At 70.1% G+C, this 18,113-nt stretch carries 20 protein-coding genes; 17 read left to right on the forward strand and 3 right to left on the reverse strand.

Annotated elements, in window-relative coordinates; genetic code table 11:
• Window positions 1–249 precede the first annotated feature (249 nt).
• Together ACLKM7_RS15385 and metE are read left to right on the forward strand one after the other, a co-directional pair.
• Window positions 250–1,209, forward strand: a complete 960-nt coding sequence (locus ACLKM7_RS15385) for a methylenetetrahydrofolate reductase (RefSeq protein WP_436448025.1) — start codon at window positions 250–252, stop codon at window positions 1,207–1,209.
• Window positions 1,206–3,560: a 5-methyltetrahydropteroyltriglutamate--homocysteine S-methyltransferase gene (gene metE, locus ACLKM7_RS15390; protein ID WP_436448026.1), complete on the forward strand. Its 2,355-nt coding sequence runs from the start codon at window positions 1,206–1,208 to the stop codon at window positions 3,558–3,560. The genes ACLKM7_RS15385 and metE overlap by 4 nt, the downstream gene beginning before the upstream one ends.
• On the opposite strand, the gene ACLKM7_RS15395 is transcribed toward metE, so the two are convergent.
• The gene (locus ACLKM7_RS15395) at window positions 3,557–4,966 is read right to left on the reverse strand and encodes a hypothetical protein (protein ID WP_436448027.1); all 1,410 of its coding nucleotides are present in this window, start codon (window positions 4,964–4,966) and stop codon (window positions 3,557–3,559) included. The genes metE and ACLKM7_RS15395 overlap by 4 nt on opposite strands.
• Window positions 4,967–5,037: 71 nt before the next feature.
• Window positions 5,038–5,718: a transcriptional repressor LexA gene (gene lexA / locus ACLKM7_RS15400; RefSeq protein WP_436448028.1), complete on the reverse strand. Its 681-nt coding sequence runs from the start codon at window positions 5,716–5,718 to the stop codon at window positions 5,038–5,040.
• Window positions 5,719–5,979: 261 nt separating this feature from the next.
• Here lexA and ACLKM7_RS15405 point away from each other — a divergent pair, with 261 nt between their 5' ends.
• The 7 genes from ACLKM7_RS15405 to ACLKM7_RS15435 all read left to right on the forward strand — a co-directional run bounded on the left by ACLKM7_RS15405 (window position 5,980) and on the right by ACLKM7_RS15435 (window position 12,048).
• Window positions 5,980–6,375: a LysM peptidoglycan-binding domain-containing protein gene (locus ACLKM7_RS15405; RefSeq protein WP_436448029.1), complete on the forward strand. Its 396-nt coding sequence runs from the start codon at window positions 5,980–5,982 to the stop codon at window positions 6,373–6,375.
• Between the two features lie 49 nt (window positions 6,376–6,424).
• Entirely contained in the window at window positions 6,425–7,519 is a 1,095-nt protein-coding gene (locus tag ACLKM7_RS15410; protein ID WP_436448030.1) for a histidinol-phosphate transaminase, read from the forward strand.
• Window positions 7,516–8,124: an imidazoleglycerol-phosphate dehydratase HisB gene (gene hisB / locus ACLKM7_RS15415; RefSeq protein WP_436448031.1), complete on the forward strand. Its 609-nt coding sequence runs from the start codon at window positions 7,516–7,518 to the stop codon at window positions 8,122–8,124. The genes ACLKM7_RS15410 and hisB overlap by 4 nt, the downstream gene beginning before the upstream one ends.
• On the forward strand, window positions 8,121–8,780 hold the full coding sequence (gene hisH / locus ACLKM7_RS15420; RefSeq protein ID WP_436448032.1) for an imidazole glycerol phosphate synthase subunit HisH: 660 nt from the start codon (window positions 8,121–8,123) through the stop codon (window positions 8,778–8,780). Before hisB ends, hisH begins: the two co-directional genes overlap by 4 nt.
• 54 nt (window positions 8,781–8,834) lie before the next feature.
• Window positions 8,835–9,581: a bifunctional 1-(5-phosphoribosyl)-5-((5-phosphoribosylamino)methylideneamino)imidazole-4-carboxamide isomerase/phosphoribosylanthranilate isomerase PriA gene (gene priA / locus ACLKM7_RS15425; RefSeq protein ID WP_168912149.1), complete on the forward strand. Its 747-nt coding sequence runs from the start codon at window positions 8,835–8,837 to the stop codon at window positions 9,579–9,581.
• The gene (locus ACLKM7_RS15430) at window positions 9,565–10,344 is read left to right on the forward strand and encodes an SseB family protein (RefSeq protein WP_436448033.1); all 780 of its coding nucleotides are present in this window, start codon (window positions 9,565–9,567) and stop codon (window positions 10,342–10,344) included. Before priA ends, ACLKM7_RS15430 begins: the two co-directional genes overlap by 17 nt.
• Window positions 10,345–10,647: 303 nt before the next feature.
• Window positions 10,648–12,048 carry a pyridoxal phosphate-dependent decarboxylase family protein gene (locus ACLKM7_RS15435; protein ID WP_436448034.1) on the forward strand — a complete coding sequence of 467 codons (1,401 nt, stop codon included), beginning with the start codon at window positions 10,648–10,650 and terminating at the stop codon, window positions 12,046–12,048.
• 49 nt (window positions 12,049–12,097) lie between these two features.
• Here the strand turns inward: ACLKM7_RS15435 and ACLKM7_RS15440 are convergent, their stop codons facing one another.
• On the reverse strand, window positions 12,098–12,517 hold the full coding sequence (locus ACLKM7_RS15440; protein WP_436448035.1) for a DUF1844 domain-containing protein: 420 nt from the start codon (window positions 12,515–12,517) through the stop codon (window positions 12,098–12,100).
• 198 nt (window positions 12,518–12,715) lie between these two features.
• On the opposite strand from ACLKM7_RS15440, the gene infC reads away from it, so the two are divergent.
• From infC to ACLKM7_RS15480, 8 genes are all read left to right on the forward strand, one after another.
• Complete coding sequence (gene infC / locus ACLKM7_RS15445) at window positions 12,716–13,438, forward strand: translation initiation factor IF-3 (protein WP_436448036.1); 723 nt, start codon at window positions 12,716–12,718, stop codon at window positions 13,436–13,438.
• A gap of 72 nt (window positions 13,439–13,510) precedes the next feature.
• Window positions 13,511–13,705, forward strand: coding sequence for a 50S ribosomal protein L35 (gene rpmI / locus ACLKM7_RS15450; protein WP_018172232.1), 195 nt, complete (start codon window positions 13,511–13,513; stop codon window positions 13,703–13,705).
• Window positions 13,706–13,736: 31 nt separating this feature from the next.
• Window positions 13,737–14,120, forward strand: coding sequence for a 50S ribosomal protein L20 (rplT, locus tag ACLKM7_RS15455; RefSeq protein WP_436448037.1), 384 nt, complete (start codon window positions 13,737–13,739; stop codon window positions 14,118–14,120).
• A 70-nt stretch (window positions 14,121–14,190) separates the two neighbouring features.
• On the forward strand, window positions 14,191–14,991 hold the full coding sequence (locus ACLKM7_RS15460) for a TrmH family RNA methyltransferase (RefSeq protein WP_436448038.1): 801 nt from the start codon (window positions 14,191–14,193) through the stop codon (window positions 14,989–14,991).
• A gap of 86 nt (window positions 14,992–15,077) precedes the next feature.
• Complete coding sequence (locus ACLKM7_RS15465) at window positions 15,078–15,875, forward strand: amino acid ABC transporter ATP-binding protein (protein ID WP_436448039.1); 798 nt, start codon at window positions 15,078–15,080, stop codon at window positions 15,873–15,875.
• A 78-nt stretch (window positions 15,876–15,953) separates the two neighbouring features.
• Window positions 15,954–16,823, forward strand: a complete 870-nt coding sequence (locus ACLKM7_RS15470; protein WP_436448040.1) for a glutamate ABC transporter substrate-binding protein — start codon at window positions 15,954–15,956, stop codon at window positions 16,821–16,823.
• 76 nt (window positions 16,824–16,899) lie between these two features.
• Window positions 16,900–17,547, forward strand: a complete 648-nt coding sequence (locus ACLKM7_RS15475; protein WP_436448041.1) for an amino acid ABC transporter permease — start codon at window positions 16,900–16,902, stop codon at window positions 17,545–17,547.
• The coding region (locus ACLKM7_RS15480) for an ABC transporter permease subunit (RefSeq protein ID WP_436448042.1) at window positions 17,544–18,113 on the forward strand (570 nt) is incomplete at its 3' end. The genes ACLKM7_RS15475 and ACLKM7_RS15480, both read left to right, overlap by 4 nt.

The following is an 18,113-nucleotide window of genomic DNA, read 5'->3' on the forward strand; positions in this document are numbered from 1 at the left end:
GCCCCGTCGCGCACGACGTCGCGAAACAGTACGACACAGGAGCGGAGCCGGCGGTGGCGCGCCGCTACCGTGGACCAATCGTCGCCCGGCCGTCCGCAAGGACGCCCCGTTCATCGGGAACCGGGCAGGAGCGACAGCCGAGCCCGGCACCCGCCCGTGTGACACCGATCCGCCGATCCGCCGACCCGACGGATGCCCGGTGCCACGGCCGCCCGGCCGCCGTCCGCCCCCGATCCCGAGAAGCACGATATGCCGATCGATCTGCGCACTCCGCCCGTGCCGGTCTCGTTCGAGGTGTACCCGCCCCGATCCGAGGCCGGCTTCCCCGCACTGCACGAGACCATCCGCCATCTGGCGGCCGTGGACCCCCGGTTCATCTCGGTGACGTACGGCGCCGGCGGTTCGACCGGCGGGCGATCGCTCGCCCTGCTCACGCACATCCTTCGCGAGACCCACGTCGAGCCGCTCGCCCACCTGACCTGCGTCGGCAACACCTACGCCGGCGCCGGAGCGCTGATCAGGGAGTTCCTGGATGCCGGCATCACGAGCTTCCTCGCGCTCCGAGGCGATCCGCCGGCCGGCCTCTCGGAAGACGACGCGTTCCTAGGGGATCTCGAGAGCGCGGCGCAGCTGGTGCAGCTCATCGACCGGGTACAGGCCGAGCGCGCGCCGTACACCGAGGCGCCCATCCCCGGCGTCCCCGGCGCGGCACGCGTCGAGCGGCGCCGCCGCGTCGACATCGCCGTCGCCGCCTTCCCCAACGGGCATCCTCGTTCGCGCCACGCGTCCGAGCACCTCGACGCCCTCCTCGCGAAACAGGCCGCCGGAGCGACGCTGGCCGTCTCGCAGCTCTTCTTCCACGCCGACGACTACCTGTCGTTCGTGCAGCGTGCGCGCGACGCGGGCGTGACCATCCCGATCCTGCCCGGCATCATGCCGGTCACCGCGCCGGGCCGGCTGCGCAGAGTGCTCGAGCTCACCGGCGAGCCGTTCCCCGCGCAGCTCGCGATCGGGCTCGAGGTCGAGCCGACGGCCGAGGGTCAGCGCGAGGTCGGCATCTCCTATGCCGCACAGCTCGCCCGCGAGGTCGTCGCCGGCGGCGCGCCCGGCGTGCACCTCTACGCCTTCAACAACCACGACACGGTGCTCGCGGTGCTGCGCGACGCCGGGATCCTCTCCCACCCCCGCCAGAAGGAGGCTGCACGATGACCGACACCCGCCCGAACCCCGAGCCCCGACCCTCGTTCCCGCAGGGCACCATCCTCGGCTACCCGCGCATCGGCCGGCGTCGCGAGCTCAAGCGCGCCCTCGAAGCGCACTGGTCGGGAGCGCTCGAGGCGGACTCCCTCGAGCAGGCCGCGGCCGCGCTGCGCCAAGCCACCCGGGCGCGCCTGGGGGAGCTCGGGCTCGGGCGACGCGACTCGTCGATCCCCGAGTCGTTCTCGTTCTACGACCAGGTGCTCGACGCCGCTGTCACGGTCGGGGCTCTCCCGGAGCGCTTCGCCGGATTGCGCGCCGCGGACGGCACGATCGGGCTGGAGGCGTACTTCGCGGCGGCGCGCGGCACCGGCGCGCACGCTCCGCTCGAGATGACGAAGTGGTTCGACACGAACTACCACTACCTCGTCCCCGAGATCGGACCCGAGACACGGTTCGCGCTGTCGAGCGACCGTCTCGTCCGTCAGGTCGTCGAAGCACGTGCCGACGGCTACACGGTCCGTCCTGTCGTGGTCGGCCCCGTCACGCTGCTCGCCCTCGCGAAGCCCACGGATGCTGCCGGTGAGCGCTTCGATCCGCTCGCCCGCCTCGATGACGTGCTGCCGGTATACGCCGAGCTGCTCGCGTCGCTGCGGGCAGCGGGGGCGGACTGGGTCCAGCTCGACGAGCCTGCATTGGTCAGTGAGAGTTTGCCCGCGACCCCGAGCGCGCTGGCCGCGGCCGCGGAGCGCGCGTACGCGGTGCTGGGCGCGGCAGTGGACCGCCCGTCCATCCTCGTGGCCGCGCCCTACGCTCAGCTGTCAGAGCAGGCGTGGGCGGCGCTCGCCGCGGCCCCCGTCGAAGCGCTCGCGCTCGACCTCGTGCGCGGGCCGGTTCCCGTGGCCGCAGCCGGCCTGCAGTCCAAGACGCTCGTCGGAGGCGTGATCGACGGACGCAACGTGTGGCGCGGCGACCTGGCATCCGCGTGGGACGCGCTGGCATCATTGCAGACGCTCGGTGCCGCGGCGGTCGCGGCGGGCACGTCGGCATCGCTCCAGCACGTCCCGCACGACGTCGACGACGAGCCCGACCTGGATCCGAGGCTGGCGTCGTGGCTCGCGTTCGCCGACCAGAAGACCGCCCAGATCGCAACGCTCGCCACGGGCCTGACCGAGGGTCGCCCGGCCATCGAGCAGCCGCTGGCGGAGGCATCCGCCGCCCTCGCCGACCGGCGGAGCGCGCCGGGGGTGCGTGACGGGCTCGTTCGGGGACGGATCGAGCGCCTGACGCCGGCCGACGCGCAACGGGGCGACCACGAGGCGCGCGTCGCGGCGCAGGAGTCGGCACTCGGGCTGCCCGTCCTGCCGACGACGACGATCGGGTCGTTCCCGCAGACCGACGAGATCCGCCGTGCGCGGGCGCGTCACGTCGCGGGTCAGTCCTCGACCGAGGACTACGAGCAGTTCCTGCGGGACGAGATCGCCCGCGTCGTGGCGCTGCAGGAGGACCTCGGCCTCGACGTGCTCGTGCACGGCGAACCGGAGCGCAACGACATGGTGCAGTACTTCGCGGAGCATCTCGAGGGGTTCGCCGTCACGCGCAACGGCTGGGTGCAGTCGTACGGCTCACGCGCGACGCGACCGTCGATCCTGTGGGGCGACGTCTCCCGGCCCGCGCCGATCACCGTCGGCTGGTCGACGTTCGCGCAGTCGCTCACCGACAAGCCGATGAAGGGGATGCTCACCGGACCGGTGACGATCCTGGCCTGGTCGTACGTGCGCGACGACCAGCCCCTGGGCGAGACGGCTGACCAGGTCGCCCTCGCCCTGCGTGACGAGATCTCCGATCTGGAGGGCGCCGGCATCCGCGTGATCCAGGTCGATGAGCCCGCGCTGCGCGAGCTGCTGCCGCTCAAGCGCGGCGATCAGGCCGGCTACCTGGAGTGGTCGGTGCGTTCCTTCCGTCTCGCGACGGCCGGAGCGGCGACGGCCACGCAGGTGCACACGCACCTGTGCTACTCCGAGTTCGACGTCGTCATCGACGCGATCGCCGCCCTCGACGCCGACGTCACCTCGATCGAGGCCGCCCGCAGTCGTGGCGAGGTCATCGACGACATCGCGGCGTCCCGCTTCGCGCTGGCCGTCGGACCCGGCGTGTGGGACATCCACTCGCCGCGCGTGCCGTCCGTCCAAGAGGTGACCGAGCTGCTCGAACGCGCCGTCGCCGAACTGCCCGTTCGTCGCGTGTGGGTCAACCCGGACTGCGGTCTGAAGACTCGCGACTACCCCGAGACGGTCGCGTCGCTGCGGCACCTCGTCGAGGCGACGCAGGCCGCGCGCGTCGCGGTCGCGGCGCGCGCCTAGGCCTGCGCTCCGGGCGACGGAGCGGGGGAGGATGCCGCGGCCACATCGGCCACGGCATCCTCCGCCCGTGAGTCGGCGGTCTGCGGGGCGACCTGCTCGCCGTCGCGGCGCTGGAGGAGCTCCAGGAGCCAGGCCACCAGGAAGGCGACGACGAGCACCAGGACGATGTCGCCGACCGACAGTGGCCGCAGAGCGAAGAGCCACAGCACGGCCAGCACGGCGATGAGGGTGCGTACGAGGATCTTCTGGCGGGCGAGCCAGCTTCCGAAGCCGCCGGTGTCGAGGCCCCGGGCGGCGAGTTGCCGGCGCGCCGACGAGTTGAGCCCGCTGACGGCGCGGCGCAGGCCGCGCGCGGCGCCCCAGCCTCCCATCACCCAGCCCAGCACGGCGACGAAGACTCCCAACAGCGCCAGGACCAGCGCGGTCTGCGTCATCCCGTCCACGAGGCGCCCATAGATCACGTCGAGCGCGGACGGCGACAGGCCGAGATCGCCGGCGACGATCCCCATCGTCGTCGACCCGATCCCGAGGCTCGCCGCCAGGGCGCCGCCGCCGATCGCCAGTCCCAGGCCTGTGCCGAGGATCGCGGTGCTGCGGCGTCGCGCGATGAGGATGCCGAGCGCGAACAGCCCGAGGGTGAGGAAGGGGAGCCACCAGCCGAGGGTCGCCGCGATCGCATAGCCGGCGCGGACCATCGCGAGGTTGTTCCCTTCGCCGATGATCACGACACGGTCGATCTCGGGGATGAGCTGGGCCACCCCGAGCCCTCGGTCCACGAGGTTCTGCTTGACGCGCTCGACGATCGCGCCGAGCTGGATGCCCACGCCGTCGTCCGTGCGCACGACCAGGCCGCCGCCGTCGGATGTGGCAGCGAGGGTCAGCGCGCGATGCGCGGCGCGTGTCGTGGTGGCCCACACGTCGGCGAAGGCCTCTGATTCCACGACCCGGGTGACCGTCGTGGCGACGAGGCTCTCGAGACCGCTCGCGGCCGGAGCCTGCAGCAGCTCGAGTGCGTCGGCCGCACGCGGCGGCAGACCGAGCTCGGCGATGCCGTCGAAGACGCGGGCGGTGACCTCGTCGAAGTCGACCTGGGCGCTGATCGCCTCCATCGCCTCGTCGATGATCATCGCCTGAACGGCCGGGTCGTCGACGAGCGGCGCGAGGGTCGCGACGAACGCCTCTTCTTCGACCAGCTGCACCCGTGCCCACGCTCCGACGATGGACACCGGAACCAGGATCGCCGCGACGACGATGCAGATCGCCGACACCACGGATCGCCACCGGCCACCGGCCGGCCGCTCACGGGCAGCGGATGCCGTCGCCAAGCGGGCGTTCTCGGCTTCGAGCGCGCGTACGCGCTCGGCGAGGATCTGCGTGGCTGACGTGGCGGTGCCGCTGTCGGTCATGGCGTCATTCTGTCGGAAAGGCGCCTCCCACGACATCACCCGACATAGATGACCGCGATCAGCGGCCCGTGTCAGACGGCGCGCAGGACCGCGACGACCTTGCCCAGCACGGTGGCCTGATCGCCGAGGATCGGCTCGAACGCCGAGTTGCGCGGGAGCAGCCACGTGTGGCCGTCGCGCTGGCGGAACGTCTTCACCGTGGCTTCGCCGTCGAGCATCGCCGCGACGATGTCGCCGTTCTCGGCGGTGGCCTGGGCACGAGCCACCACCCAGTCACCGTCGCAGATCGCGGCGTCGATCATCGACTCGCCCGACACGCGCAGCATGAACAGGTCGCCCTTGCCGACGAGCTGACGGGGGAGGGGGAAGATCTCCTCGACCTGCTGCTCGGCGGTGATCGGCACGCCCGCGGCGATGCGCCCCACCAGGGGCACCAGCGCTGCGTCGCCGACGGCGGGGCCGCTGTCGGCGGGGTTCTCGGTCGCGGTCCCCGGGAGATCGATGAGGACCTCCATGGCGCGGGTCTTGCCGGCGTCGCGTCGGAGGTAGCCGCTCAGCTCGAGTTGATTCAGCTGGTGCGTGACGCTGGAGAGCGACTTGAGCCCGACCGCATCGCCGATCTCTCGCATGCTCGGCGGGTAGCCGTGCCGCGCGATCGAGCGCTGGATGACCTCGAGGATCGCCATCTGCTTCTCGCTGAGGCTCTTGCGCCGCCGCGTCTGAGGTTTGTCGCGTCCGGTCGCGTCGCTCATGTTCCGGCTCCCGTCTCGCGCTCGCCGCCGAGCGCAGTTTCTTCGAATGTCGGAGGCCCGTGGTGGGGTTCTCGTATCGAAACCGTATCCGCAATCCGCCCGCTGCCGCAGCACCTGTGCCGCGTGTCGCGTTCGAGAGAGCATGGACGATTTCGTCACTTGACATCGTACAACCTCGAAGATAGGTTCGGAAGAGAGCTTCGCATCCGCCGCCCCCGGCCGGGTGGCGGATGCGAATCTCTCGCCACAGGAGGAGCAGACATGACCGCGATCGGCATCTCGTCGCCCGTTCTCCCGTCGCCGGCTCGTGCGGCGGACCAGGCCGTGCGCCACGCCACCCGTATGCGGCTGACCGTGCGCGGACGGCGCGTGCTGGCCGTGCTGGCCGCCCTTCCCGCGGTCGTGGCGCTGAGCTTCGCCGTCATCGGCGGCGGCGCCGCTCTGGCCACCCGTGACTCCGGCGCCCCCGCCGGGTCGTTCACCACGGTGACCGTCGGCTCCGGCGAATCGCTCTGGTCGATCGCCGAGGAAGTCGCGCCCGGCCACGACCCCCGCGACGTCGTGGACGGCATCGTCCGCCTGAACGCGCTGGACGATGTCACGGTCGCCGTGGGGCAGAGTCTGTCGATCCCTGCGGAGTACGCGCCTTCGCGGTAAGTCCGCACCGTCGTCACGCGGGCGCCGTCCTCCAAGCGGCGGCCGTAGGATGGGAGGGGTGAGTGCACGTCTCGAAGACCTCCCTCTGCGCGCCGATCTCGTCGGACAGACGCCCTACGGCGCTCCGCAGGCGCCCCTCCCCGTGGCCCTGAACGTCAACGAGAACACGCATCCGGTGCCGCCGGAAGTCGCAGACGACATCCTCGACTCGATCGCACTCGCGCTTCGTGACGTCAACCGGTATCCCGACCGTGAGTTCACCGCCCTGCGTGAAGGCTTCGCCGACTACCTCGGTCACGGGCTCACTCGTGATCAGATCTGGGCCGCCAACGGTTCGAACGAAGTGCTGCAGCACCTGCTGCAGGCGTTCGCGGGCCCGGGCCGGACCGCTTTCGGATTCGGTCCCACCTACTCGATGTACCCGTTGCTCACCCGCGGCACGGGGGCGAGCTGGGTCGCGGGCACTCGCGCCGCTGACTTCTCTCTCACTCCTGAGGACGCGGCCTCCCAGGTGAACGATGTGGCGCCGGATGTCGTCTTCCTGTGCTCCCCGAACAACCCCACGGGCACGCCGCTCGGACTCGACGTCGTCGAAGCGGTGTACGAGGCCTCGCACGGCATCGTCATCGTCGACGAGGCCTACCACGAGTTCGCTCCGCACGATGAGCGCTCCGCGCTGACGCTGCTGCCGGGGCGAGAGCGCCTGGTCGTCTCGCGCACCATGAGCAAGGCTTTCGCCTTCGCGGGGGCCCGCGTGGGCTACCTCGCCGCGGACCCCGCGCTGATCGACGCCTTGCGCCTCGTGCGACTGCCGTATCACCTGAGCGCCCTCACGCAGGCGGCGGCGACGGCTGCCCTTCGCCACGCACCGATCATGCTGCGGATGGTCGACGAGATCGTGGCGCAACGCGACCGCATCTCGGCGACCATCGAGGCGCTGGGCTACACGCCGCACGAGTCCTGGTCCAACTTCGTCCTGTTCGGCGGGGTCACCGATCCTGCGCAGACGTGGCGTGCGCTGTACGACGCCGGCGTCCTCATCCGGGACGTGGGAATCCCTCACCACCTCCGCGTGACCGCGGGCACCGAGGACGAGACGACAGCGTTCCTCGACGCCCTCGCCTCGGTAGGATCGGCCCCATGAGCGCAGCACACCGGACGGCGTCCCTGCGGCGTGCCACGAGCGAGTCCACGGTCGAGCTCGAACTCGACCTCGACGGCACCGGCCGCAGTCGCATCGACACGACCGTGCCGTTCTTCGACCACATGCTCACGGCGTTCGCGAAGCACTCGCTCACCGATCTGACGGTGCGGGCGTCGGGCGACACCGACATCGACGCGCACCACACGGTCGAAGACATCTCCATCGTGCTCGGGCAGGCCATCCGCGAGGCTCTCGGCGACAAGGCGGGCATCGGGCGCTACGGCGATGCGCTCGTGCCGCTGGACGAGGCGCTCGCTCAGGCGGTCGTCGACATCAGCGGGCGCCCGTACCTGGTGCACGAGGGCGAGCCCGCCGGTTTCGAGCACCACCTCATCGGCGGGCACTTCACTGGATCACTGGTGCGCCACACCTTCGAGGCCATCTCGTTCAACGCCGCACTCACGGTGCACGTCCGCGTGCTGTCCGGTCGCGATCCCCACCACATCGCCGAGGCGGAGTACAAGGCCTTCGCGCGGGCATTCCGCCAGGCCAAGGCACTGGACCCCCTCGTGGAGGGTATTCCGAGCACGAAGGGCGCATTGTGACCGGTGAGGCCGGACGGCCGCTGGTCGCGGTTCTCGACTACGGCTCGGGCAACGTTCATTCCGCGGTCAAGGCGCTCGTTGCGGCGGGCGCCGACGCGCGCCTCACCAGCGATCGGGTTCTCGTCCAGGAGGCCGACGGCCTCGTGGTCCCGGGCGTCGGGGCGTTCCGCGCTGTCGCCGAGGCATTGCGCGCGAGCCGCGGAGGCGAGCTCATCGAGCGGCGCCTGGCAGGCGGTCGCCCCGTCCTCGGCATCTGCGTCGGCATGCAGGTGTTCTTCGAGCGCGGTGTCGAGCGCGGCGTCGACAGCGAGGGGCTCGGTGAGTGGCCGGGCGTCGTGACCGAACTCGATGCACCCGTGCTGCCGCACATGGGCTGGAACACCGTGGAGGCCGGCGAGGGCTCCCGGCTCTTCCGCGGCCTGGAGCAGGAGCGGTTCTACTTCGTGCACTCCTTCGCGGCGCAGAAGTGGCTGCTCGAGGTGCAGCCGCCCTTCCCACAGCCCGTGCTGACGTGGTGCACCTACGGTGCCCCATTCCTCGCCGCCGTCGAGAACGGGCCGTTGTCGGCCACGCAGTTCCACCCCGAGAAATCAGGGGCTGCCGGCATCCGTCTGCTCTCCAATTGGATCGAAGGGCTCGGCGGGGCTACTCTCTGAGATCGTGCCGTCCGCGGGAGCGCATGCTCTCGTGACTGTCCCGCACGAGGAGCCATGAACGATTTCGCGTCCACCCCCAAGCTCGTCCTCCTGCCCGCCGTCGACGTCGCCGACGGCAAGGCAGTACGCCTGACCCAGGGGGAGGCCGGCACCGAGACGAACTACGGCGACCCCGTCGACGCCGCGCTCGACTTCGCGCGCCAGGGTGCCGAGTGGATCCACCTCGTCGACCTCGACGCCGCCTTCGGCCGGGGCAGCAACGCCGGCACGCTCCGCAAGGTGATCAAGCAGGTGCGCGGCGTCCAGGTCGAGCTGTCGGGCGGAATCCGCGACGACCGCACGCTCGAGGCGGCGCTCGAGAGTGGTGCGGCCCGCATCAATCTCGGTACCGCGGCCCTGGAGAACCCGGAGTGGGCTGCCGACGTGATCGGCCGCTACGGCGACGTCATCGCCGTCGGGCTCGATGTGCGGGGGACGACTCTGGCCGCCCGGGGCTGGACTCGCGAAGGCGGAGACCTGTGGACGGTCCTCGACCGCCTCGAAGAGGCCGGCTGCAGCCGGTACGTCGTGACCGACGTCACGAAGGACGGCACGCTCAAGGGTCCGAACCTCGATCTGCTGCGCGAACTGACCACACGCACGCCGAAGCCGATCGTGGCGTCGGGCGGTGTGTCGAACCTCGACGACATCATCGCACTGCGGGACCTCGTGCCGCTGGGCGTGGAGGGGGCGATCGTGGGCAAGGCCCTCTACGCCGGCGCGTTCACGCTCGCCGAGGCGCTGGATGTCGCCGGATACTGACCCCCACGCCGACCATTCCGCCGATTCGGCAGGAGTGCCCTGGGCGGGGCGCAGCTTCCACGCCAACCCGCACACCGCGGACGACGGCTCGGCCGATCCTGCGCTGCTCGCGGCGCTGACGGCGTTCCGGGACGGTGCGGGGAGTCAGCAGCAGGTCGTCGACGCCTACCGCGCAGCGCGCCTGCTCATCCCGCTCATGGCGGCGAAGGGCGACGAGGGCACCGGCGCGCACGGGCTCACGGTCGACAAGACCCAGGAGCTGTCGATCGTCACCGTTGCCGCTCCCGACGGCCGTCGCGTGCTGCCGGTGTTCACCTCCGTCGAGGCGATGGGACGGTGGGATGCCGCCGCCCGGCCGGTCCCCGCGGACGGCGTCCGCACGGCGCTGGCCGCGGCCGCGGACGACACCGACTTGATCGTGGTCGACCCGGGCTCACCCACGGAGTTCGTCATCCGCCGCCCGGCCCTGTGGGCGATCGGCCAGCAGCTGCCGTGGGGGCCCAGCTACGTCTCGGCGGAGGTCGTCGCGGCGCTTCATGAGAGCATCGGGGGCGAGCTGGCCGTCATCGACCTGGCGGTCGAGGCAGGGGACCCCGACGCGCGTCTGCGCGGTCCGGAGCTCGTCGTCCGGCTGCACCTCATGCAGGGGCTCGATCAGTCCGAACTCGACGCAGTCCTCTCGCGGCTGGCCAAGCGCTGGTCTGCCGATGACCGCATCGCCGTGCTGGTGGACTCGCTGACGGTCAAGCTCGTCCGCGCCTGATGCAGCCGCACGGCGGCTGAGCCCCGCGGATCGTTGCAGATGCGGCATCGCTCGGTGTTGCTGGGCGGCAGATGGCACATTTTTGGAAAGGTGCAGTGATGGGCCGGAGCTTCGAGGCGGCGCGCGAAGCAGCCGACATTCCCATCAGCCCTCCGGGACGCTTCGGCGCCTGACGCCACTGAGCACGGCGTAACCCGGCGCGGCGGCCTGGGCACTGACGCCGCCGGTGTGAGCCGGCCTAGGAGATCCTCTTGCGGCGGCAGGGCCCCCGGTGGATGATCGGCACGGCGGAGAGGGGGCCTCATGGACGACGGCTCGACGACAGACCAGTACCGGCGGGCCCTGGAGGTCGCGCATCGACGAGCGATGAGCTGGCTCGATTCGCTCGAGGATCGTCCGATCCGTCCTGACATCGACGTCGACGGCGTGCTCGACCGGCTGGATCGCACGCTCCCCGCGCGGGGGACGGATGCCGCGGCCGTCGTCGAAGAGCTCGCCGAGGCATCCGAGCCGGGACTCATGGCGATGGGGTCGCCGCGCTTCTACGGGTTCGTGATCGGCGCGGCGTATCCGGCCGCCCTGGCTGCGGACTGGCTCGTCTCCGCGTGGGATCAGAACACCGGCTCGCGCCAGCCGACGCCGGCCACCGCGGCCGTGGAGGAAGTCGCCGCCGACTGGCTCGTCGATTTGCTGGGGCTGCCTGCCGGGAGCGGTGTGGGGTTCACGACGGGTGCGACGAGCGCCAATCTGTCATGCCTCGTCGTGGGCCGCGATGCGGTGCTGCGGAGACGTGGCTTCGACCCGGCCGCGGGCTTGTCGCGAGCTTCCGGCGTACGATTCCTCGCGGGCGACTCGGTGCACACCTCCGTGATGCTCGCCGGGCGGATCTGCGGTCTCGGCGTCCCGCGGACGGTCGGAGCCGACGAGGAGGGACGCATCGACGTCGACGGCCTTGCGCGAACGCTCGCGGAGGAAGACGTCCCGACCGTCGTCGCGCTGCAGGCGGGCGATGTGCACTCGGGCACGTTCGATGACTTCGTCGCGGCGATCGACGTGGCGCACACGGCGGGGGCGTGGGTGCATGTCGACGGCGCGTTCGGGCTGTGGGCGACTGTGAGCCCTCGGCTGCAGCACCTCGTCGCCGGGCTCGCCGACGCCGATTCGTGGGCTACCGATGCCCACAAGACGCTCAACGTGCCGTACGACTGCGGTGTCGCGATCGTGCGTGACGAGGCCGCGATGACGGCATCGCTCGCCGCGCACGCCGCCTACCTGCCGACCGTCGCGAGCATCGCCGAGCCGTACGATCACGTGCCCGAGCTGTCACGTCGCGCGCGCGGCGTGACGGTGTGGGCGGCGCTGCGCTCGCTGGGCCGCGAGGGAGTCGTCGCGCTGGTGGACGGTCTGGTGGATGCCGCTGCCGGGCTCGCAGCGGGATTCCGCGAGATCCCTGGGCTCGAGGTGCTCAACGACGTCGTGTTCACGCAGGTGTGTCTCGCCGCTCGGGACGACGCCGAGACCGCGGCGCTGGGGGACTGGCTGCGTCAGGAGGGCACCGTGTGGGCCTCCTCGTCGACGTGGCGGGGGCGCACGGTGGTCCGCTTCGCGGTGAGCAACTTCCGCACCGACGACGATGCGGTGCGGCGCACGGTCGACGCCGTGGCGCGCGGTGCGTCCGCCGTCGGCATCACGTCACGGCGCTGAAGAGTCGACAGCTGATCAGCGGACGCTCGTGATCAGCTGACGGTCCTGATCAGTTGACCGGGCCGGTCCACTTCTCGCCGGGGCCCTTGCCGATCGGGTCGGGGATGACGGATGCCTCGCGGAACGCCAGCTGCACCGACCGCAGGCCGTCGCGCAGCGAGCGGGCGTGCATGTCGCTGATCTCCGGGGCTCCCGCGGCGATGAGCCCGGCGAGGGCGTTGATGAGCTTGCGGGCCTCATCGAGATCCGTCTGCGTCGCGGGGTCGTCGGCGAGGCCGACCTTCACGGCGGCGGCGCTGAGCAGGTGGACGGCGGTGGTCGTGATCACCTCCACGGCGGGCACGTCGGCGATGTCGCGAGAAGCGGATGCCGCAGCCTCCTCCTGCTCCTCCCAACGGGCCTGACGCGCGGCATCCGCACCCGTCGTCGCGCTCGTCCCGGTGCCGTCCTGGTCTCGAATCGTGTCCACGCCGTACTCTCTGCTAAACTTCTCTGGTCTCCGGTGCGTCATGCGCCGGATCGGAAAGTGGATCACATCCCACCCGCGCTTGCCGTTCCAGGCTACCGGGTCATGCACTCCGCCCCGACCGCTTGCGGCCGGGGTAGTCGCCTGAGTCTCGGGCGGGAACCAGGGTGCCAGAAGTCGGGTCTCGAAGCGTCCTGACGGGTGGAGTGGATCTTCCTCCGCCCGCGACGCAAAACGTGTCGCGGTGTCATCACCCGCACGAAGGAGTTCCGCATCAGCGATCCCCGCACCAACGACCGCATCCGGGTGCCCGAGGTACGCCTCGTCGGCCCGAACGGAGAGCAGGTCGGCGTCGTCCGCATCGAGGTGGCGCTGCGCCTGGCTCAGGAAGCCGACCTCGATCTCGTCGAGGTGGCCCCGAACTCGAAGCCCCCCGTGGTCAAGATCATGGACTACGGCAAGTTCAAGTACGAGGCTGCGCAGAAGGCCAAGGAAGCGCGTCGCAATCAGGCGAACACCGTCCTCAAGGAGGTCCGGTTCCGTCTGAAGATCGAAGCCCACGATTACATCACCAAGCTCAAGCGCGCCGAAGGCTTCCTGCAGTCGGGCGACAAGGTCAAGGCGATGATCCTGTTCCGCGGTCGCGAGCAGTCGCGTCCGGAGCAGGGTGTGCGCCTGCTCCGCAAGTTCGCCGAGGACGTCGCAGAGTTCGGCACCGTCGAATCGAATCCCACGATCGATGGCCGCAACATGGTGATGGTCGTCGCCCCGCACAAGAACAAGTCCGAGGTGAAGACCGAGCAGAACGCCCAGCGCGCCGCCAACAAGGAAGCAGCGCGCTCGGCTCGCACCGGCGCACCGGCCAACGAGGCCGAATCGGCTCCGGCCGAATCGGCTCCCGCCGAATCGACTCCCGCCGAATAACGCCCCCACAGACTCCCGCGCCGCGGGATCCGACTCCCGCCCGCGCGGGATGTGAAACGAAGGAATGAACAGATGCCGAAGCAGAAGACCCACTCGGGCGCCAAGAAGCGCTTCAAGGTCACGGGCAGCGGAAAGCTCATGAAGCAGCAGGCGAACCTTCGCCACAACTTCGAGGGCAAGTCGTCGCGCCGCACCCGCCGCCTCTCCCAGGAGCAGGTCCTCGCCCCGGGCGACGCCAAGGTCGCCAAGAAGCTCCTCGGTCGCTGAGCGCCCGACGCACGAATAGGAATCACACGAAATGGCTAGAGTCAAGCGGGCCGTCAACGCCCACAAGAAGCGTCGCGTCATCCTCGAGCGCGCCTCCGGTTACCGGGGTCAGCGTTCGCGCCTCTACCGCAAGGCGAAGGAGCAGGTCACCCACTCGCTCGTCTACGCGTACCGCGACCGTCGCAAGCGCAAGGGCGATTTCCGTCGCCTGTGGATCCAGCGCATCAACGCCGCTGCCCGTCAGAACGGCATCACATACAACCGCTTCATCCAGGGCCTCGGCCTCGCGGGTGTGCAGGTCGACCGCCGCATGCTCGCCGAGCTCGCGGTGAACGAGCCCGCCACGTTCGCGTCGCTGGTCCAGACGGCGAAGAACGCGCTGCCCGAGAACGTCAACGCTCCCAAGAGCGCCTGATCTCGGCATCCGTCATCGAAAGGGCGCCCTCCACACGGAGGGCGCCCTTTCTGTCCCTAGACTGAGTGCCGTGCTCGAGAACCCTCGCTCTCCGCGCGTTCGCGCCGTCGCGAAGCTGACCAAGCGCAGCGCCCGTCAGGAGACGGGGCTGTTCCTGCTGGAAGGTCCGCAGGCCGCACGCGAGGCGCTGGCCTACCGCCCAGACACCCTCGTCGAGCTGTTCGCGACACCCAGTGCCCTCGAGAAGCACGCCGATGTGAGGGACGCGGCGAAGGATGCCGGCATCGAGGTCGTCTTCACGACCGAGGCCGTGCTGGATTCGATGGCCGACACCGTCACCCCGCAGGGCATCGTCGCCGTCGCCCGGCAGTCGCCCACATCGGTGCGCGACGTCTTCGCGGCATCGCCCCGGCTGGTCGCCATCTGCGAAGAGGTCCGCGATCCGGGCAATCTCGGCACGATCATCCGCGCGGCGGACGCCGCAGGGGCCGATGCCGTCGTGCTCACCGGACGCACCGTCGATCCGTACAACCCCAAGGTCGTGCGTGCCACGACGGGGTCGCTGTTCCACCTGCCGATCGCGGTCGGCGTCGAGCTGACCACCGCTGTGGAGCGAGCGCACGCGGCGGGCGTGCGCGTCATCGCGGCCGATGTCGGGGGAGGGGACTTCCTCGCGTCGCGGCCGATTCTCGCCGAGCCGACCGCGTGGCTGTTCGGCAACGAGGCCCGCGGGCTCGACGACGAGGCCCTCGCCATGGCGGACCTGTCGCTGCGCCTGCCCATCTTCGGCGCGGCAGAGTCGCTCAATCTCGCGACGGCGGCGAGCGTCTGCCTGTACGAGACCGCGTTCGCGCAGCGCGCCGCCAGCTGACACGTCGCATTCCGGCGCTGTTACAGATCGGTAAAGGGTCGCGCGCCCACTGGCCCCACGTCGGAGCGCGCCCCTAGGGTGAAGACATGGCGACACCTGAAGCCCCGGCGCCGGCGCCGCGGACCTCGAACATCTCGGTGCGACGGGGCGAACCCCTGGTCATCATCGATCACGTCGACAAGCACTTCGGTGATCTGCACGTGCTGAAAGACATCAACACGGTGGTCAACCGGGGCGAGGTCGTCGTGGTGATCGGCCCCTCCGGCTCCGGCAAATCGACGCTCTGCCGCGCGATCAACCGGCTGGAGACGATCGACTCGGGCACGATCTCGATCGACGGCGCGAAGCTGCCCGAAGAGGGCAAGGCGCTGGCGCACCTCCGCGCCGACGTCGGCATGGTCTTCCAGTCGTTCAACCTCTTCGCCCACAAGACCGTGCTCGAGAACGTCACGCTGGGCCCGATCCAGGTGCGCGGCATGAAGAAGAAGGATGCCGAAGAGAAGGCGATGCAACTGCTCGACCGGGTCGGCGTGGCCAACCAGGCCACCAAGATGCCCAACCAACTGTCAGGCGGTCAGCAGCAGCGCGTCGCGATCGCGCGCTCCCTCGCGATGAACCCGAAGCTGATCCTGATGGACGAGCCGACCAGCGCGCTCGACCCGGAGATGATCAACGAGGTGCTCGACGTCATGATCGGGCTCGCCGCCGACGGCATGACGATGATCGTCGTCACCCACGAGATGGGGTTCGCGCGCAAGGCCGCTGACCGTGTGCTCTTCATGGCAGACGGCGCGATCGTCGAAGAGGCGACCCCCGACCAGTTCTTCACCAACCCGCAGAGCGACAGGGCGAAGGACTTCCTGTCCAAGATCCTCGAGCACTGAACCGCTCCGGCCGCCTTCCAGCGGCCGGGAACCGAGAGGACCGTCACGAACGGTCCGACACAGCAAAGGACGAAGACAATGAAGCGAATGCGACTTCCGTTGATCGCGCTGGCCGCAGCCGGCGCGCTCGCGCTGTCGGCGTGCGCCTCCGGCGGCACGCCGGGTGGCGAGGAGACGACCGCCCCCGAGCCCGAAGAGGTGACCTTCGAAGAGGGCACCACCATGGCCGCGCTGAACGAGGCCGGATCCATCACGATCGGCACGAAGTTCGACCAGCCGCTGTTCGGCCTGAACGGACCGAACGGCCCTGAGGGCTTCGATGTCGAGATCGGCAAGATCATCGCGTCCGAGCTCGGCATCGCCGAAGAAGACATCGAGTGGAAGGAAGCGGTCTCGGCCAACCGCGAGCCGTTCATCCAGAACGGCGAGGTCGACATCGTGATCGCCACGTACACGATCAACGACAAGCGCAAAGAGGTCGTCTCCTTCGCGGGCCCGTACTACATGGCAGGTCAGTCGATCCTGACGCTCGCCGACAACGACGACATCGAGAGCGAAGACGACCTCGTCGGGCAGCCGGTCTGCTCGGTCACCGGCTCCACGCCCGCCGCCAAGCTGGCGGAGATCGGCGCCGAGCCGGTTCTCACCGACACGTACTCCAACTGCCTCGAGCCGCTGCGCAGCGGCGCGGTGGTGGCTGTGTCGACCGACAACGTCATCCTCGCCGGCCTCGCGGCGCAAAACGAGGGCGAGTTCAAGGTGGTCGGCGAGCCGTTCACTGAGGAGCCGTACGGCATCGGCCTCGCGCTCGAAGACACCGAGTTCCGCATGTGGATCAACGACGTGCTCGAGAAGGCGTACGAGGACGGTCGCTACGAGGAGGCATGGAACGCCACCGCGGGCACCGTGCTCCCGTTCGTCGAGCCGCCGACTCCCGACCGCTACTGATCGACACGGATGCCCCGGGTCCGCCTGATTCGGCGGCCCGGGGCATCCGTCCCCACACACTCACGAAAGGAGGCCCATGGAGCAGCTCTGGTCGCTGATGCCGACCTTCTTCGAAGGCTTCCGTGTGACGCTCCTCCTGCTGGTGGTATCCGGCGTGTGCGCGCTGGTGCTCGGCACGCTCATCGCCGCCATGCGGATCTCGCCCGTCGCGGCGCTCCGCGGGTTCGCGGCGTTCTGGACCGAGATCGCACGCAACACCCCGCTGACCCTCGTCTTCATCTTCACGGCCTTCGTCATGCCCATGCTCGGCGTGCGGATGCCGTACATCCTGCTGGCGTTCATCGCGCTGACGTACTACACCTCGCCGTTCGTCGCCGAGGCGCTGCGGTCGGGCATCAACGGCGTGCCGGTCGGTCAGGCCGAGGCAGCACGCAGCATCGGGCTCGGTTTCGGTCAGACCGTCTCGCTCGTCGTGCTGCCGCAGGCGTTCCGCATGACGATCCCGCCCCTCATCAACGTCTTCATCGCCCTCACGAAGAACACGTCGGTCGCCGGCGGATTCTTCGTGGTCGAGCTGTTCGCGACGACGCGACAGCTCGCCAACGACAACGGGAACATCGTGATCCAGATCCTCGTGACCGCGGCGGTGCTGTACCTGGTCATCACCGTGCCGCTCGGCCTGATCGCCGGGCAGCTCGAGAAGCGCTGGGTGGTGCGGCGATGAGCGGCGCGAGCGTCCTGTTCGACGCACCGGGACCCCGGGCCCGCCGCCTCTCGCTCATCCTGTCGATCGTGGCGGCCGCCCTCATCGTCGCCGGCGCGGTCTGGGTGATCCTCACACTCGCTGCTCCTCGCGACTCGGGCGGCATCACCCTGCCGGGCATGTTCGACCTCACTCGGTGGAACATCTTCACGGACCCCGCCGTGTGGGGGTTCATCGGGGAGGGCGTGATCGCCACTCTGCAGGCGGCCGCCGTCGCCGCCGTCGGCGCGATCGCGGTGGGCGTCGTGCTCTCGCTGCTGCGCAGTTCGCTCATCCCATGGGTGCGCGTCCCCACCGCGTGGGTGATCGAGTTCTTCCGTGGCATGCCGGTGCTGCTGATGATGCTGTTCATCCTGCTCGTCGCCTCCACGGGCGCGTTCTGGGCCGTCGTGATCGCGCTCATCGTCTACAACGGCACGCTCATCGGCGAGATTCTGCGGGCGGGCCTGGGGGGGGGGGGGGGGGGGGGGGGGGGGGGGGGGGGGGGGGGGGGGGGGGGGGGGGGGGGGGGGGGGGGGGGGGGGGGG

The sequence above is a fragment of the Microbacterium sp. I2 genome (genome assembly GCF_051364985.1).
Classification (GTDB): Bacteria; Actinomycetota; Actinomycetes; order Actinomycetales; family Microbacteriaceae; genus Microbacterium.

What these genes read in the sequence shown, in the direction of transcription:
- ACLKM7_RS15385 (WP_436448025.1), top strand. Translation starts at nt 250, where the DNA reads ATGCCGATCGATCTGCGCACTCCGCCCGTGCCGGTCTCGTTCGAGGTG.
- metE (WP_436448026.1), top strand. Translation starts at nt 1,206, where the DNA reads ATGACCGACACCCGCCCGAACCCCGAGCCCCGACCCTCGTTCCCGCAG.
- ACLKM7_RS15395 (WP_436448027.1), bottom strand. Translation starts at nt 4,966, where the DNA reads ATGACCGACAGCGGCACCGCCACGTCAGCCACGCAGATCCTCGCCGAG.
- lexA (WP_436448028.1), bottom strand. Translation starts at nt 5,718, where the DNA reads ATGAGCGACGCGACCGGACGCGACAAACCTCAGACGCGGCGGCGCAAG.
- ACLKM7_RS15405 (WP_436448029.1), top strand. Translation starts at nt 5,980, where the DNA reads ATGACCGCGATCGGCATCTCGTCGCCCGTTCTCCCGTCGCCGGCTCGT.
- ACLKM7_RS15410 (WP_436448030.1), top strand. Translation starts at nt 6,425, where the DNA reads ATGGGAGGGGTGAGTGCACGTCTCGAAGACCTCCCTCTGCGCGCCGAT.
- hisB (WP_436448031.1), top strand. Translation starts at nt 7,516, where the DNA reads ATGAGCGCAGCACACCGGACGGCGTCCCTGCGGCGTGCCACGAGCGAG.
- priA (WP_168912149.1), top strand. Translation starts at nt 8,835, where the DNA reads ATGAACGATTTCGCGTCCACCCCCAAGCTCGTCCTCCTGCCCGCCGTC.
- ACLKM7_RS15430 (WP_436448033.1), top strand. Translation starts at nt 9,565, where the DNA reads ATGTCGCCGGATACTGACCCCCACGCCGACCATTCCGCCGATTCGGCA.
- ACLKM7_RS15435 (WP_436448034.1), top strand. Translation starts at nt 10,648, where the DNA reads ATGGACGACGGCTCGACGACAGACCAGTACCGGCGGGCCCTGGAGGTC.
- rpmI (WP_018172232.1), top strand. Translation starts at nt 13,511, where the DNA reads ATGCCGAAGCAGAAGACCCACTCGGGCGCCAAGAAGCGCTTCAAGGTC.
- rplT (WP_436448037.1), top strand. Translation starts at nt 13,737, where the DNA reads ATGGCTAGAGTCAAGCGGGCCGTCAACGCCCACAAGAAGCGTCGCGTC.
- ACLKM7_RS15465 (WP_436448039.1), top strand. Translation starts at nt 15,078, where the DNA reads ATGGCGACACCTGAAGCCCCGGCGCCGGCGCCGCGGACCTCGAACATC.
- ACLKM7_RS15470 (WP_436448040.1), top strand. Translation starts at nt 15,954, where the DNA reads ATGAAGCGAATGCGACTTCCGTTGATCGCGCTGGCCGCAGCCGGCGCG.
- ACLKM7_RS15475 (WP_436448041.1), top strand. Translation starts at nt 16,900, where the DNA reads ATGGAGCAGCTCTGGTCGCTGATGCCGACCTTCTTCGAAGGCTTCCGT.